The organism is Nocardia sp. Root136, assembly GCF_001427185.1.
In the GTDB taxonomy this organism is placed as follows: domain Bacteria; phylum Actinomycetota; class Actinomycetes; order Mycobacteriales; family Mycobacteriaceae; genus Nocardia; species Nocardia salmonicida.
This window is the reverse complement of the sequence record NZ_LMFE01000008.1, coordinates 48,666-63,186: the sequence shown is the minus strand read 5'-3', so window position 1 is coordinate 63,186 and position 14,521 is coordinate 48,666. Positions and strand designations below refer to the sequence as shown.

The 14,521-nt window shown below is 65.6% G+C and carries 14 protein-coding genes and 1 pseudogene; 6 read left to right on the top strand and 9 right to left on the bottom strand.

Translation table 11 applies throughout. The features are described 5' to 3' along the window. Positions 1-144: 144 nt before the first annotated feature. The 3 genes from ASD42_RS21430 to ASD42_RS21420 all read right to left on the bottom strand — a co-directional run bounded on the left by ASD42_RS21430 (position 145) and on the right by ASD42_RS21420 (position 3,356). A complete protein-coding gene (locus ASD42_RS21430; protein ID WP_056819493.1) occupies positions 145-951 on the bottom strand; it encodes an LppX_LprAFG lipoprotein in 807 nt (268 codons plus the stop codon). Between the two features lie 167 nt (positions 952-1,118). Further along, positions 1,119-1,724: a hypothetical protein gene (locus tag ASD42_RS21425; RefSeq protein ID WP_156677531.1), complete on the bottom strand. Its 606-nt coding sequence runs from the start codon at positions 1,722-1,724 to the stop codon at positions 1,119-1,121. Positions 1,725-1,907: 183 nt separating this feature from the next. Continuing rightward, positions 1,908-3,356, bottom strand: coding sequence for a helix-turn-helix domain-containing protein (locus ASD42_RS21420; protein ID WP_131816465.1), 1,449 nt, complete (start codon positions 3,354-3,356; stop codon positions 1,908-1,910). 157 nt (positions 3,357-3,513) lie between these two features. Between ASD42_RS21420 and ASD42_RS21415 the strand changes: the two genes are divergently transcribed. The 4 genes from ASD42_RS21415 to ASD42_RS21400 all read left to right on the top strand — a co-directional run bounded on the left by ASD42_RS21415 (position 3,514) and on the right by ASD42_RS21400 (position 8,063). Beyond that, positions 3,514-4,407, top strand: a complete 894-nt coding sequence (locus ASD42_RS21415) for a helix-turn-helix domain-containing protein (protein WP_063893695.1) — start codon at positions 3,514-3,516, stop codon at positions 4,405-4,407. A 32-nt stretch (positions 4,408-4,439) separates the two neighbouring features. Then, a complete protein-coding gene (locus tag ASD42_RS21410; RefSeq protein WP_056819487.1) occupies positions 4,440-5,264 on the top strand; it encodes an SAM-dependent methyltransferase in 825 nt (274 codons plus the stop codon). A 55-nt stretch (positions 5,265-5,319) separates the two neighbouring features. Next, positions 5,320-5,733 (top strand): hypothetical protein, encoded by a 414-nt coding sequence (locus tag ASD42_RS21405; RefSeq protein ID WP_131816466.1) that lies wholly within the window; start codon positions 5,320-5,322, stop codon positions 5,731-5,733. A gap of 209 nt (positions 5,734-5,942) precedes the next feature. Continuing rightward, entirely contained in the window at positions 5,943-8,063 is a 2,121-nt protein-coding gene (locus tag ASD42_RS21400) for an acyltransferase family protein (protein ID WP_056819483.1), read from the top strand. Between the two features lie 89 nt (positions 8,064-8,152). On the opposite strand, the gene ASD42_RS21395 is transcribed toward ASD42_RS21400, so the two are convergent. Both ASD42_RS21395 and ASD42_RS21390 read right to left on the bottom strand, forming a co-directional pair. Next, the gene (locus tag ASD42_RS21395) at positions 8,153-8,401 is read right to left on the bottom strand and encodes a hypothetical protein (RefSeq protein WP_063893708.1); all 249 of its coding nucleotides are present in this window, start codon (positions 8,399-8,401) and stop codon (positions 8,153-8,155) included. A 14-nt stretch (positions 8,402-8,415) separates the two neighbouring features. Further along, on the bottom strand, positions 8,416-9,081 hold the full coding sequence (locus ASD42_RS21390) for a TNT domain-containing protein (protein WP_063893707.1): 666 nt from the start codon (positions 9,079-9,081) through the stop codon (positions 8,416-8,418). A 1,187-nt stretch (positions 9,082-10,268) separates the two neighbouring features. On the opposite strand from ASD42_RS21390, the gene ASD42_RS21385 reads away from it, so the two are divergent. Further along, positions 10,269-10,901 (top strand): HAD family acid phosphatase, encoded by a 633-nt coding sequence (locus ASD42_RS21385; protein ID WP_056819479.1) that lies wholly within the window; start codon positions 10,269-10,271, stop codon positions 10,899-10,901. A gap of 350 nt (positions 10,902-11,251) precedes the next feature. Here ASD42_RS21385 and ASD42_RS21380 read toward each other — a convergent pair whose 3' ends face one another. The 3 genes and pseudogenes from ASD42_RS21380 to ASD42_RS21375 form a co-directional block, all read right to left on the bottom strand. Beyond that, entirely contained in the window at positions 11,252-11,578 is a 327-nt protein-coding gene (locus ASD42_RS21380) for a zinc-binding dehydrogenase (protein WP_056819477.1), read from the bottom strand. Between the two features lie 25 nt (positions 11,579-11,603). Continuing rightward, positions 11,604-11,720: pseudogene (locus ASD42_RS35870) on the bottom strand (NADPH:quinone oxidoreductase); the annotation flags it as partial. 129 nt (positions 11,721-11,849) lie between these two features. Continuing rightward, positions 11,850-12,293 carry a MarR family winged helix-turn-helix transcriptional regulator gene (locus ASD42_RS21375; RefSeq protein ID WP_056819475.1) on the bottom strand — a complete coding sequence of 148 codons (444 nt, stop codon included), beginning with the start codon at positions 12,291-12,293 and terminating at the stop codon, positions 11,850-11,852. A 74-nt stretch (positions 12,294-12,367) separates the two neighbouring features. On the opposite strand from ASD42_RS21375, the gene ASD42_RS21370 reads away from it, so the two are divergent. Continuing rightward, a complete protein-coding gene (locus ASD42_RS21370) occupies positions 12,368-12,976 on the top strand; it encodes a TIGR03086 family metal-binding protein (RefSeq protein WP_056819473.1) in 609 nt (202 codons plus the stop codon). A gap of 223 nt (positions 12,977-13,199) precedes the next feature. Here ASD42_RS21370 and ASD42_RS21365 read toward each other — a convergent pair whose 3' ends face one another. Beyond that, positions 13,200-14,477 (bottom strand): cation:proton antiporter, encoded by a 1,278-nt coding sequence (locus tag ASD42_RS21365; RefSeq protein WP_056819471.1) that lies wholly within the window; start codon positions 14,475-14,477, stop codon positions 13,200-13,202. Between the last annotated feature and the right edge of the window lie 44 nt (positions 14,478-14,521).

The window sequence follows — 14,521 nt, the reverse complement described above, 5'->3', positions numbered from 1 at the left end:
TTGGATGCGCACTCGTGCGTTCGTGATTCGTTTACCGCTGACGACACCCAGACGACACACCGGCCCGGGGCTGCGGAGGGCACTGCGTGCCAGGTTCCGCTGACCCCGGACCGGTGTGGGTTGATCCGGTACTACCGGCGAATATCAGCCGGCGGGCTTGATGATGTTGACCGGCTTGGCCCAGTTCGACAGGCCGACGGTGACCTCGCCCTGGTCCTTCTTCACCACGGCGCGAACAAGATTCGGGCCGTCGCCGGTGGAGGCCGCATCCGAGGGCTTGGTGGAATCGGAGGCAGGCGGGGCGGTGTCCTGGATCCACACGGTGATCGGCATGGTGCCCGCGTTCTGGCCGATGCGCGGCACGATCGGGTCGATCACGGCGGCGTCGATGGTGCCGGAAACCTTGACGGTGTTGATGCCGTCGATCACCTCACGGCCCTCGGTCTTCGCGTTCTGGATATTGGCGATCACATTCGCGATGCCCTTGTCCTTGTCCAGGATGACGCCCGGATCGTAGACCTTCTCGGCCGGACCCGCGGGCACGTAGCGGCCGCCGGTCTGGGTGTAGAGGACCTTGTCCACCACAAGGAATTTCGCCTCGGTGAAGGAGGCTTCGGGGGTGAGCTTGACCTTCGCCTCGCCCATCGCCGCGCCCGAGCCCTGTGTCTCGTTGGTGACGTCGGCGGACACGGTTTCCACCGGCAGGTCGGGCAGGTTCTTGACGTTGATCTTCAGGTGCACGTTGTGCAGGGTCTGCGTGGTCTTCGCCGACTCCTTCACGATCTGCGCGCCCTCGGGCAACTGGCCGGTGGGCGCCGGACCCGCCGTGGTGGCCGAATCGTCTTTCGTGCAGCCGGATACGAGGGCCGCGCAGACCGCCGCCGCCGCGACGACCGAAGTGATGCCGGAACGTCGCGCGAAGCGCCGACGCGAGGTGGGGTTCGGTGCCATGTCGATCAAGTTTCATCCCCTGGAGATGGTGGTATATCGGTATAGGGGCAGCCGAAGACCTTCATCTCGTGCTCCCCCCGACGGCGATATTACCCGAGGAATTCGAATTGCGAACCCTCTGCGCGCACTGACTATTTCAGCTCTCCGAGACCGTGCACTGAACCTCGTTACCCCAGGTCAGACGACCGCACGGCAGCGCCGCTGAGCCCCGATGCTGTGCCGTTGCCCTCGTTCCGGACAGGTTGGTTGCCCCGTCCCAGCGGTAGCGCGACGCGCAATGCTCGAATGTCGTCGACCAGATCGGCATAGCCTTCCTGGACTTGAGCGAATCGCAGGACGGCATGGTGCTGGTGCTCGGCGCTCTTGGTGTGGCGCAGTGTCCATTGAACCTGGGTGTAGTTGTCGGCTACGTGGCTGATCACCTCGCCGAGGGAATGGGTGTGGCGACGGCCCGAGGTGGGACGAGGAAGGTGACACGACGCCCACTCGTCGATCAAGCCGATGACCGTGTTGATCCGACCGCTGGTGACGGTGGCATCGAAGTCCGCCGGCCGGCGGGTGGTCGATACCGATGCGGTGAGCAGCGTCGCATGCAGATCAGCCAGTTCGCGCGCCCACTCGATCAACGGGGAACCGCCCTGCAGATTCCCGGCGACTGCCAGCAGTAGCTGGCGGGCTTCGAGCAATCCCTCCGCGGTCCGTGCCCGCACGTCCGCCACGCCGCGGTTGTCAGGCGTCGCGGTAGAGCGGCCCGCGTGCCTCACTCCGTTCATTACACACACCCGGCGCACTGGCGTCTGGCCATGTCCCGCTGGCCACGTCTAGGGGTCGTGGTGATCATTGTTCGATTACAATCCCAAACATTCTCTGCGACAATGACATTCGACCGGACATGTCCTCGGTGTCGCCATGCGCGGATGACATCTGCCGACTGGTCTGGACGCGCGCCCGCAGTGCTACGCGGTCGCGAGGCGGTATCGAGACGCCGAACGCGGAGCGTGCTGGTCGGCGCGAACTGTCCGCCGGATCACCTGGCACATTTCCCGCACATCGGATCGCGAGGACGCGAGGGTCGCGGCATGCACCAGCTGCCCCAGTCGGTCGCCGACTCGCCTGCTGTCGACCTGGCCGGTCATGTCCAGCGCAGCCGCCGCGAACGAGACCGCATCATCGATCTGTCCGAGCCTGAAGGCGCCGGTGGCGACAGTGATGTTGTCGAACAGAATGCTGCGGACCGGTCGCCCCGGTGTGGACGCGGCCAACGAGACTCGGGCGGCATCGACTGCTTCGACTGTATAGCGTTCAGCGGTCTGTCCGCGGGCCGTCAGGGCGTACTCGTTGTAGATCACCGATTGCATACCGGTGAACTCTCCAGGGGTGAAGAACACCCGGGTCCACGGCTCGACGGGGTCCGCGACCCTGCCGATCGCTTCCTCGGCGCGCGAGAGCGCGGTCCGCATCCGGCCGACATCGCCCATCATGGCGTGCGCCCATGCCTCATTGGCATACAAGCGGGCCGATTCCCCACCGCCGGCGGCGTCTTGGGCGGGCAACTGCCCGAGTTGGAACATCCGCAGGGCAACGCGTGGGTCGCGCTCGATCAAGCTGATCCGACCCAGGACGTAGAGCGTCGACGCCACCAGGCTGTCCACGCCCGCCCGCCGCGCGGAAACCAGGGCCAATGTCGCGAATTGGCGAGCGCGCTGTTGATCACCGATGTCGTGGTAGGCCCATCCGATCAGCCTGGACAGGTCGGCGGTAGCGACCAGCAGGGAGTGCGCGAGTGCCGTGTGTCCGCGGTACTGAGCCAGCAGCGCGGTGGTCGATTTCAGAAGGTCGACAGCCGTGCGCGCGACTGAGCCGCCCCCGTGTCGCTGGTCCTTTTCCCGCAGTTCCGCGATGGCGCTACGTACGACATCGAGGTCGAGCTGCGTTGTGTCGCTGACGCTCTCGGGACCGTCGAGAGACGGCAGCCAGGGCGTCAGGATGTCGGCCGAACCTACGACGGCGGTCGCGAGGGCCTCCAGCAGAGTCGCATTCGCGCCGCGATGCGTCCCGGCACCGGGAGATCCGGGAGACTGTGACCCCGCCGCATCAGCGATCCCGACAGCCGGGGCCGGGGGTACGGAGTCGATCTCGGGTATCGGTGCGCCGAGCACAGCCAGCAGGCTGCGGTAGGTCTTGCTCGGCCTGCGGACCTCGCCGAGTTCCCAGCGCGCGACATGGCGTTCCGAACACGCGACATTGATGCTGTCGCGACGAGCACGATCGTTGATCATCTCGGCGAAATCCCCACGGCTGAGCCCTAATCGAGCGCGGCGATAGGTCCGAAGTCGCTGTCCCCAGCTGTTCACGGCCCCAGCGTCGGGATAGCCGCGCAGGGCTTCGGAGTCGGTGACGTCCATGAGTGGGCCCCACTCTTGTTGCGCCGCAAGGTATGTCACAGTCCGGACTCACCCTCTGACTTGTTCGCCAAATAATCTTGGTTGATAATCTAACCTGATAATCAGGATTGCGAAACTGGTGGCATCCGCCGCCCAGCAGCCCGATACGGTGGGATCCATGGCACGAACCGCACGAAAAGTGCTGCTAGGTCGCGAGATCGACGCGCTCCTGCGGCGGTCTCGAACTACCCAGGCCGACGCGGGGAAGACGATCGGGGTCAGCCAGTCGCGGATCGCGGCGGTGATCGGCGGCACAGGCAACCTGAGCGCCCAGGCGCTCGACGAGCTGGTCCGAAAGCTCGGCGTCACCGACGAGGACTACATCGCGATCCTGCTCGATCTCCGCGAAGACAGCCACCGCCGCGGATTCTGGAACTCCGGTTATCGCCGCGCCTACATCGAGGAGCTACGACTACTCGTCGACCTCGAGGATGTGGCCGATCGCCTGCGCGAGACCGGTGCCGAGATAGTTCCCGGCCTGCTGCAGCACGAGAGCTATATCCGCGCGCTGCACGAACCCCTGCAACCCGACCCCGACGACCCGGGCGCGGTCACCGTCGACGACTACGTGCAGGCCCGCATCGCACGTCAGCGAATCCTGCTCAAGCGGGGAGCACCCGAGTTCCACGCCATCCTGTCGGAGTCCTGCCTGCGCCGGACCTACGGCGGGGACACGGTGATGCTCGCCCAGATCACCCATCTGCTCGAGCTGTCCCGCCGCCCCAACATCCAGATCCAGGTCATGCCCTTCACCCACCAAGCACCCGGCGCGGGCATGGAGGACCGCTACATCCTGGTTCGCGTGCCCTCCCCGGGGGCCGCGGGCGATCTCGAGATGGCCGTCATCGAAGCCCAGGGCGAGATCCGCTACATCGACGACAAACCCGCTGTCGGGATCCGCGACAAGATCTTCAACCGCCTGACGATGACCGCGTTGAGCCCCCACGACTCCCGTCAGTTCATGGAACACCTCGTCCGCGGACTCCGCAGCCGACCGACCATCCAGCGATAGACCGGCCCCACCTCAACCGCAGAGGAAACACGATGTCCGACAGTGACTTCGAGCCCCGCCCCATCGACACCAACAAGCCCAGCTCCGCACGCATCTATCACCACATGGTCACCGGCGAGGTGATCTTCGAATCGGACCTGCCGTTCATCCAGCGGCTCTACGCCGATATTCCCTTCTATCCGTTGTGGGCTCAGCACAATCGCCGGTTCCTCGGCCGCGCCGTTCGACACATGGCGGGCACCGGAATTCGCCAGTTCCTCGATATCGGGTCCGGCCTGCCGACCGGCGGCAACACCCACGAAGTCGCGCGCGAGCTCGCCCCCGACTCCCGCGTCGTGTACGTCGACAACGACGAAGAAGCGATCAACCGCGCCCGCGACCTGCTGCGTGAGCAAGGCGTCACCGACACCGCGACGATGGTCGACGCCGACCTGCGCGAGCCCGGGCGCATCCTCGCCCACCCCGACACCCAACGCCTGATCGACTTCAGCGAACCCGTTGGGCTGCTGTTGGTTTCGGTGCTTCCGTGGGTCACCGACGCCAGCGAGCCCGGCAAGATCGTCGCGCAACTGCGCGACGCGCTGGCTCCCGGTAGCCACATCGCGATGACCCATGTGTCCCTCGAAGACGCGGGCCCGGAGATCAAAGCGCAGGTGGCCGCCGGTGCTGCGGTCTTCACCGATGCCAGCACACCGGTCACCCTGCGCACCCGTGCGCAGTTCCAGACGTTCTTCGACGGGTGGACCATCGCCGACCCTGGCATCACCTACGCCACGGATTGGCGGCCCGACCAGCCGATCGACTACGACGACTATGCCCGCCCCTGCAATTTCGCCGCTATCGGCAGCCTGCCGTAGTGTGCGCCCGCGCTGTCGGCAACGTCGCCGACAGCGCTGTTCGAAAGGATCCACCATGTCGTTACCGACACCGCCCGCTCAATATTTTCGTAAAGCGGCCGCCAGTTCCCCACAACAGGCGTGCGTGATGGTCTACCGCGACAACCACCGCACCATCATCTGGGACGACAAACTCGCCGGCCCCGTCGACACCGCGACACAACCGGTCCCACTCGATGAATGCCTGACCCTCGACCACCACCAGTTCGAGGCCCTGCAAGCCGCGATCCGAGCAGGCCGGCCCATCCGGGGAGCTCTCGTCGTCGATCGAAGATTCGACGGCCTCTACGAATTCAGCGCCGCGCCGGAGTGCAGAGCATCAGCCGGGACCGCCCGCCTCTTCTTCGATCGCCTCGAATACACCGCGTTCGTCCACGCGGTGCGCCACCGCGAGTTCGAACGATCGACCTTCCTCTCCCCCGCCGCGTGACCGATCCTCGGATCCGTCGAGCTCTGCTCAGATCTGGAACGGCCTGCGGGCTCACCGCCGCGATGGTGTAACTCGTTGCGTACCAGCGCGAATGGACCTGGTGGTTTCGACCGTGATAGGAGAGTTGTCATGTCGTCGTCATCGTCCGTTCGCCGGGGAGCCGGCTCGCCTGTGCCTGATGTGATCTCGGCAGGGTGGTGTCAGCGGTTGTGACCGATGTTGACGCCGATTCGATCGACTCGACCGAGCAGGCTCGCCTCGCCACCGCGACGCGAACCAACCGTCAGTGGGAGTACCGCTTCGATCTGGACGGCTTGCGGGGGCTCGCGATCGCGTTGGTCGTGGTCTTTCATGTGTGGTTCGGTCGTGTTTCCGGCGGTGTAGACGTCTTCCTGGTGCTTTCGGGGTACTTCTTCACGGGCTTGCTGCTGCGTCGGGCAGCGGCGTCGGAACCGTTCTGGGCGTGGTGGGTCGTGCGCCGCACCCTGCGCCGACTCGTCCCGGCCATGACCGTCGTGCTGGCGGCGGTCGTCGTCGCGTCGGTGCTGTTGCTGCCGTATACGCAATGGTCGACAGGGGCGGCACAGATTCTGTCGTCGCTGTTCTACTACCAGAACTGGCAACTCGCCCTGACATGGTCGGACTACCTGGCCGCTGATCCTTCGGTCAGCCCGCTGCAACATCTGTGGTCGATGTCGGTGCAGGCCCAGTTCTACTCGGTTGCGCTGCTGGTGGTCGCCGCTGTCGCCTGGTTGTGTACTCGGCTCTCACGACCGGGTCGAGTTCGCCCCGCTGTCGGCGGGATCGTGGTCGCGGTGTCCGTGGCCTCGTTCTGCTACGCCGCCTATGGCACCGCGACGAATCAAGGATGGAACTACTACGACAGCTTCGCCCGCGGGTGGGAATTGTCGGTCGGCGCCGGGCTCGCCGTCGTCGCGCCTTCGCTGGTGCTGTGGCGGCAGGTGCGTGTCGCGCTCTCGGTGCTCGGCGCTCTCGGTGTCGTGCTGTGCGGGTGGCTCATCGTCGACGGCGCCAACCGTTTCCCCGGGCCCGCGGCCCTTCTCCCGGTCTGCGCGACGGCTGCTGTGATCCTGTCGGCGATACGGCTGCGGTATGCCGACTGGCCGTTGGCGAACCGGCTACTGGCTCACCCGGCCATGCGGTGGCTCGGCGATATCGCCTATCCCCTGTACCTGTGGCACTGGCCGATCCTGATCTTCTTCCTCACCGAACGCGGGAACACCCACGCCGGGATCGTTGGCGGCACCGGGGTAATCGGGCTGTCGGTTGTTCTGGCCTGGATGACACACCGCTGGATCGAACAGCCACTGCGGCAACGCACTACGCGCATCGACACTCCCGATGTCAGGCATTCACGATCGCGACATCTGGTCGCCTCCACGGTCGCGGTGTTGCTGGTGGCGACCATCACCGTCACCGCCGGTTGGCAGTTCACAGTGGCCCAGGTCCACCCACCGGTCGCCGCCTGGGAGCTCGACCCGGCGAAGTACCCGGGTGCGGAGGCGTTGGCCTCCGGCGCGGTGACTCCCGACGAGCCGATGCGACCCACCGTCTTCGACGCGCCCACCGAAGTCCCCCCGCCCACAGCGGACGGGTGTATCGCGGACTGGGCCACCCGCGACGTCGTCACCTGTACCTACGGTGACCCGGAGGCCGATCGGACGCTGGCACTCGTCGGGAGCTCCCACGCCGAACACTGGCTGCCCGCACTCCAGGTGCTCGCCACCGAACACTCGTTCCGCATCCAGGTGTACTTGAAGATGGGCTGCCCGCTCACGCTCGCCGAGGACGCCACATACAAAGGCGAGCCCATCCCCGATTGCCGGTACTGGTCAACCGAAGTGATCAACCGCCTCGACGCCGACCGCCCCGACTGGGTTTTCACCACCGGAACACGGCCCCGCGACGAAGGCGGCGACGAGACTCCCGCCGACTATCTCGCCGTCTGGACGGCGCTGTCTGATCGTGGTCTCAACGTGGTCGCCATCCGCGACACCCCGTGGCTGCGCCGAGGAACCGTCCGATACAAAGCCACCGATTGTTTGGCAGGCGGCGGGAACCGCAGGAGCTGCGGCATGCGCCGCGAAGACGCGCTCGACCCGATCAACCCAGGGCTGCAACCGGCTTCGGCGTTCCCTAGTGTCTTCCCGATCGACATGACGGACGCGGTCTGCGAGCCCACGCTGTGCGCGGTGGCGGAGGGCAACATCCTGATCTATCACGACGAGCACCACCTCACCGCCAGCTACTCCCGGTCCCTGGCCGGACCACTCGGGCGGGAGCTGCAGCCGATACTCGGGTGGTGGTGAGGCGGCCACTCGCTCAACTGAGTGCAGCTGCAGTACTAGGCCGACCCAGCGGGTGCCGCACCGAATTGTCGGTGCGGCACCAGTTTTCGTCAGTTCGATGGTGCGCCGGTGAGCGTGTTCAGCATCCATTGGGCGGCATCGGCTTCGGTGTCGAACTTCGCCCGCACGTCGAATCGTCCACGCTCGTAGGCACCGACCTCCCAGCCATCGTCGGAGCCGGGTCGCAGGAACCAGAAGTCGGTGGGGGGTGGACTGGTTTCGTGAACGTCGGCGATCTGGAACGACTCGGGAGGCAAGCCGGCGACGGTGAGGGCGTCGGCGAGTTCATGGCGATTCATGGTGGTCACTCCGCTCAGGAAGGTCGTTCTTCGACGAGGTAGCCGTTCTGCAGCAGCCAGGTGACACTCAGGGCCGGACCGGCTTCGGGGAGGTAGTTCGACTCCAGTTTGTACTGGGTGCCGCCACCGGGCTGTTCGAACCACGCCGCGATCGGGCCCGCGTCGACCTGGAACGGTTTGAGCACGCAATACAGGTGGTAGTTGCTCAGCGGTGTGCCGGTCGGGGTGTTCAGGTTCTGCGGCGGTAGGGCCCGGGCGGCAAACGAGTCATCTTGCGGTGCGAGGAATTTGCCGCCCGCGTAGCCGAAGCGGTCGACCCGTTTACCCGGTGGCAATGCCTGCGGGTGGCGCATGGTGTGTCCGGCACGCACGACGAATCCGTCCTCGGGTGGGTAGATCCACCACCCCTGCTCGGTACGGTATTTCGCGACGAACTGGTCAGCGTTCAAGGCCCCGAATCGCTGATATCCAGCCAGGAGCGGACCGACCGGTGGCTGCGTCGGTAGTGGGTCGGGACCGAGATACTGGCGGTCGTCGTCATAGAAAGTGGTGGTCGCCGGCGCGGTGTCGGGAGTGCCCGGACTGCACGGTCCAGCCGGCGCGGCCGCACCGATGGCCGGTGCTCCGGAGAGCAACGCGACCAGGGTGGAAACTACGGCGAAAATCGATCTCGAGCGCATGCGATGTGCCTCCTCGATGGATCGGAACCCGTTGGCGCTCATTACATCATCTCGCCGCGCTGGATTGAGGCTTCGCGATGGCGATTCGCCCAAATACGGCTGATCCGCGTTGAGGACCTGACGGGGACATCGCCTTCGGTCGTCGCGCGCTCGATCAGATCCGCACGGGAACCTTCGAAGAACTTGCCGCTGCCGGGTTGGACACTTCTCGGCGAGTTGAATCTTCGCTTACGCCGACCGAGCCACGCATTTGGCCCGAGGCCTTCCCTGCTCCGTAGCCAATGCATGTGACCGAGGATGGTTTCCAACGCTGCAAAGAGTGGGTAATTCAATGCTTAGATTCGCATATCTATATTGATACATGTACTGCCGGGTTGTTCAGACAACCCAATGAGCCAACTGCGACGGATACATTCCACTTGATGCCGAACCACAGCATCCGGCCACCGATATCTGAACAGACGGTTCCAACCTGACTGCCGCGCCACCGATATCCACCAAGCTCAGCGCACCGAAGAGAACAACGTGCGCACGGACCGTGCGCACGTCTTCTTCTGGGACCGAGCTCTGCATCGCGCCGGGAGCCGGCGTAGTCGGCAACACCACCCAAGCCGTACTCCGCACCACCGTCCTGCCAGCGGTCGCTGGCATTCCGCCCCTGGCACTGGCTGGCCGCGGTGCACGGTGTTGCCCTGGGCTCGGGTGCGCACACCGCCTCCCCCACCGCGCGACGCACTGCGACCGCGCATAGCCGACAGCGCGTTCTTCTGGCTGTCGTTCACCGCGCTACGCGCTTTAGCGATCACCGCAGGTGTGCCCGCCGCCGAAGCACGGGTCCGGCCGCTCATCGTGGAGGGCACGCATGACCCCAGAGTTCCATCGCCCCTGACGATTCTCTCGCTCACACACCAGCCCGGCACCGAAATAGAGCCTCGAACCTGGGCGCCAGCCGCATGTGAACCTCCTGCTATTCCTAGCGTCCATGTCCCACCTTCGGCCGTGCAGCCGTTCAGGTGAACAAGCTGACCCGAGGTCAGAGCTTCGCCACTGCAGTTCCGCCAGGTGATCTCGCAGCGGTTGAACCGGGCCGAGGTGTCCGACGCCGATTTAGTGGGCGGTCCCGCGTAGCAGTCCCACTGCACGGATTGTGAAGCTGTGTGGCTCGGTCCGCTGTTAGCGTGCGACAGATGAAACGTGTTACTGCATCGATCGTCGCCGGTGTCGCGGCCGCGCTCCTAGCTCCACTGCCCGCCGCGGGCGCCGACACCGGTTCGTCGTCGCTGTCCGGCGGCGGTTCGTCCTCGCTGTCGGGCAACCAGTCCGAGTTGCCGCCGTACGCGCAGTGGATCGGCGAGATCACCCCGGTCGTGGCCGAGGCGAAGACCTATCTCGCCGGTCGGCTGCCCGGCGCGACACGGCCCGCGATCGTCTTCGACATCGACAACACGACGCTGGAGACCACTTACAACACCGGCCTGATCATCCCGGCGATCCAGCCGGTGCTCGGCCTGGCGACCTGGGCGAAACAGAACGGCGCCGCGATCATCTTCGTCACCGGCAGGCCCGCCCTGGTCAACGCCTACTCGCAAGCGAACCTGACCTCGGTCGGCTACCCGGTTGACGCGCTGTACGGCAGCGCGCCGACCACGCTGTCGGCGGGCAATGCCGGCCTGGCCGAGTACAAGACCGCGAGCCGAGCCGACATCGAGAGCAAGGGCTACACGATCGTCGCCAATATCGGCAACAGCCCGACGGACCTGTCCGGTGGGCATGCCGAGCGCACCTTCAAGTTCCCGGACTACAACGGCGCACTGAACTGATCCGCGTGGTGCGGCCTTCCGGCGCCGGGTAGATCAGTGTCCGCGCGGCGCCGGGGAGCCGTCATAGCGCCCGCCGACCGGAGTCGAGCCACTGGGTGTGGCCGACGTGACGGTCATCGCCAGCCCGATGAAGAGTGCCGCGTCCTTGGCGAATCGGCGGTCAGCCAGCCTGCGCCGACTCGTTGAGCACTGCCCAACATCTTTGGAATCCACCCACGAGGCAGATGCACGCCCGGCTGACACTGTGTATACGCGGGGCCCGCTGGCGGTGGGTCCGCTACCGAGCCCGCTGGAGTCGCTGCCGTCGTGACCGCAACGCCTGCTCGCCCGCTACCTCGAAGTTCGGGTCGTCAGTTGATGTCGATGACGATCTTGCCGCTGTTGTGTCCGGCGTCGAGGAGTCGATGGGCCTCAGCGATCTGGTCGAGGCGAAGAACTTTCCCGATCCGCGGACGTGCCGGCCCGCGTTCGAAAACCGGGGCCATTTCGGTGAACCGTGCGCGCTCCCGGGTGAGGAAGATGCCATAGAGCTTCTGGTTGCGCTGATACAGGGAGTCGAGTGACCCGTCCGGAGCGAGGATCGTAGCTACCTTGCCGCCGTCTCGGTGGCGGACAGGCTGCGCGCCACGCTCTCCGCGCCGACGGTTTCGGCGCCACGACCGCGGCGGACGCGACATGGTATCCGGCGTACGCGCCTCCACCCTCGGTGAGTTCCGAGGTGGAATACACCTCATCACCCACCGCGAAATCGCTGACGCCTGCGCCGATTTCGGCGACATCACTGCCCAGAACTGCAGGCAACGACAGCCGCGGATTCACCGCACCTTCGTGCACGAGCGCATCCACCGGATTCGCACTCGACGCATGCACCCGCGGAAGGCAGTGGCCCCAGAAAGCCCGTTCAGATGCCGTGGTCAATATGACCCAAGAGGTGGTCGATGTCGTTCTTCACGGCTGCGAATAGCCGGTTCCGGTGCGGTCGGCGAGCAGTTGCAGTACTCGAAGGAAGGTGCGGCGATCGGCGGCGGGAACCTCGGCCAGCAGCCGCTGCTCCTGCTCCTGGATGTCGCGTTGGGTGTGGTCGCGCAGGCTCGCGCCGTCGGGAGTGAGCCTGATCAGGTTGACGCGCCGATCGGCCGGATCGGGCTCACGCAGGATCAGGCCGCGCTGCTGGAGGTCGTCGAGGACGGGAATGATCCGGGTCTTGTCCGCCCGGATCGCCTTGGCGAGCGCGGCCTGGGTGTGGACGGGGCGTTCGTCGAGGCCGAGGAGCACCACGTAGGCCCACATCGTGAGCCCGTGCCGGTCGAGGATTGGCCGCTCCGCTTCGGTCAGCGCACGGCCGAGTGGTACGAGCATGGCCGCGAGATCCGGGCGGGTCGCTTTCGGCATGGTCGAAATCTACCGCCGGGGCGGATCGATCGATAACCCTTGGCAGATCATAAGCCTGGGCGTACGGTCAGCGCATGCGTACTATTTCGGACGAAGATCGACTGCTGCTCGCCCGGCACGAGCGTGCCGTGCGGCTGAGTATCGACGCGGTAGAGGCGGCGTCCGGCGCGTCCTTGTCGATCGAAACACCCTGTGCCGGATGGGATCTGCGTGCGCTGCTGGAACATATGGGCACCCAGAATCGCGGTTTCGCCGCAGCCGCTCGCGGTGTGAACGATCCGGCGGTCTGGCTGGTGCACCACGCCGTCGATCCGATCGGTGACTATGTCCGGTCAGCTCACGACGTCGTCGCAGCCTTCGCCACATGCGAGGCCCGTACCGTGTTTCTCCCCGAGATCCCACCGGGTCACTTCCCCACCGCGACCGCGCTCGGCTTCCATCTCATCGACAGCGTCGTCCACGCCTGGGATGTCGCCCGATCGGTCGGCCACGACATCGATGTGGACTCCGACCTGGCTCCAACGGCCCTGCGGATCGCCGAAGCGGTTCCCACCGGCATGGCTCGCCTCCACCCCCGCACTGCTTTCGGCCCCGCACTCGAGGTCGCGGACACGACGGCAACCCTGGCCCGCATCGTGGGAATTCTCGGCCGCTCACCCGAGTGGCGGTCGGGCCGCGCGTAGACAGCGCCAGCGGCGTCGACGGTGAGTCCGAGCGCGCTCAGCACCCGGTCATCGACGTCGCGACCCCGGCGATGTCCGGGTGGGTGAACCGGTAGCGATCGAGATCGTGTTGCTCGGCGACCGCGGCGAGCAACAGGGCAGTGATGCGGTTCACTGGGCATCGCGGCCCCCGTGCCGCGGGTCGGAACGAATTGCCGGAATCGACGGTGCGTCAGGAGTTCGGCTAGGTCGGTGACTTACTTGCACGTGCGTTCTCCAGGTACTGCATCACCCAGCCTGCGCTGGCGCCGTGAACAACCACCGACAGAACGATGGTGAACGCTGCGATCGCCCATAGCGCACCAGCTTCCGAGCGGAGGTCCGCCTGGGTCAGGCCGTACGCGAGGTAGTAGATCGAACCGATTCCACGGACGCCGAACAAGGCCGTGATGACGCGCTCCTTGGGCCTCATCCCGGCACATCGCTGCAGTGCAAGCCACCCTGCGACAGGCCGAACAACGAAGACCAGGAGCATTCCGACCGCGACTCCCTGCCAAGAAAGAGCGGCAAGCAGGCCCGTGGTGAGGGCCGCTCCGAGAAGCAGTAATACGACCAGGGTGAGAACGTGTTCCAACTGTTCGACCAGACTGTGCATCTGTTCGTGGTATTCGCTGCCGCGCTCGATACGTCGCATAGCGATCGCGCACGCGAACACCGCGAGAAATCCGTAGCCGCCGACGAGTTCGGTGAGCCCGTAGACGGCGAACACCGCGGCCAAGGCGACGATCGGTTCCCCGCGGTCGGCGAGGCGTGCGTCTTTGATGGGGAATCGGAACAAACCACGACCGAGCAAACTTCCGACGATCCCGCCGACGAGGGCACCGACCGCGATCTTGCCGATGAGTTCCCAGGTGAACCAGCCGACGAACCAGGTCTGGACCGAGCCTTTGGTCGCGAGAAATATCGCCAGATAGACGAACGGGAAGGCCAGGGCGTCATTGAGGCCCGCTTCCGAAGTGAGCGCGAAACGGACTTCGTCGTCCTCCTCGGCTGAGCCGGCACCGCCGGGCGTCGGGCCCTCGACCTGCACATCCGAGGCAAGCACCGGGTCTGTGGGTGCCAGCGCAGCTGCCAGCAGAGCTGCCGCGGCAGGAGTCAGCGCTGCCGCCCACCATCCGAACACCGCTACCGCTGCGATGCACAGCGGCATGGTGATCAGCAGCAGGCGCCAGGTCGAGCCCCAGGTGCGCCACTGTAAGGGCCGGTCGATCGCGAGCCCGACACCCATCAGGGCCACGATCACACACAGCTCTGCGAGATGCTCGATCACGGTGGGATGAGACAAGGGTGATACCGCTTGCAGGCCGCTGGGTCCGATCACGAGTCCACCGATGGCTCCGACTCCCAACATGAGCATCGGCGCGGTGATCGCCCGATCTTTGAAGAGGCGAGGAAGCGTCGCGGCCAATAGCAATGCGATTCCGGCTGCAAGGTATAGGCGTTCGATATTGAAAGTGGTCATCGTTGTTGCTGCATCATCGCGCAAGTCACCTATCATTCGGAACA

What these genes read in the sequence shown, in the direction of transcription:
- ASD42_RS21430 (WP_056819493.1), bottom strand. Translation starts at nt 951, where the DNA reads ATGGCACCGAACCCCACCTCGCGTCGGCGCTTCGCGCGACGTTCCGGC.
- ASD42_RS21425 (WP_156677531.1), bottom strand. Translation starts at nt 1,724, where the DNA reads ATGAACGGAGTGAGGCACGCGGGCCGCTCTACCGCGACGCCTGACAAC.
- ASD42_RS21420 (WP_131816465.1), bottom strand. Translation starts at nt 3,356, where the DNA reads ATGGACGTCACCGACTCCGAAGCCCTGCGCGGCTATCCCGACGCTGGG.
- ASD42_RS21415 (WP_063893695.1), top strand. Translation starts at nt 3,514, where the DNA reads ATGGCACGAACCGCACGAAAAGTGCTGCTAGGTCGCGAGATCGACGCG.
- ASD42_RS21410 (WP_056819487.1), top strand. Translation starts at nt 4,440, where the DNA reads ATGTCCGACAGTGACTTCGAGCCCCGCCCCATCGACACCAACAAGCCC.
- ASD42_RS21405 (WP_131816466.1), top strand. Translation starts at nt 5,320, where the DNA reads ATGTCGTTACCGACACCGCCCGCTCAATATTTTCGTAAAGCGGCCGCC.
- ASD42_RS21395 (WP_063893708.1), bottom strand. Translation starts at nt 8,401, where the DNA reads ATGAATCGCCATGAACTCGCCGACGCCCTCACCGTCGCCGGCTTGCCT.
- ASD42_RS21390 (WP_063893707.1), bottom strand. Translation starts at nt 9,081, where the DNA reads ATGCGCTCGAGATCGATTTTCGCCGTAGTTTCCACCCTGGTCGCGTTG.
- ASD42_RS21385 (WP_056819479.1), top strand. Translation starts at nt 10,269, where the DNA reads ATGAAACGTGTTACTGCATCGATCGTCGCCGGTGTCGCGGCCGCGCTC.
- ASD42_RS21380 (WP_056819477.1), bottom strand. Translation starts at nt 11,578, where the DNA reads ATGTCGCGTCCGCCGCGGTCGTGGCGCCGAAACCGTCGGCGCGGAGAG.
- ASD42_RS21375 (WP_056819475.1), bottom strand. Translation starts at nt 12,293, where the DNA reads ATGCCGAAAGCGACCCGCCCGGATCTCGCGGCCATGCTCGTACCACTC.
- ASD42_RS21370 (WP_056819473.1), top strand. Translation starts at nt 12,368, where the DNA reads ATGCGTACTATTTCGGACGAAGATCGACTGCTGCTCGCCCGGCACGAG.
- ASD42_RS21365 (WP_056819471.1), bottom strand. Translation starts at nt 14,477, where the DNA reads ATGACCACTTTCAATATCGAACGCCTATACCTTGCAGCCGGAATCGCA.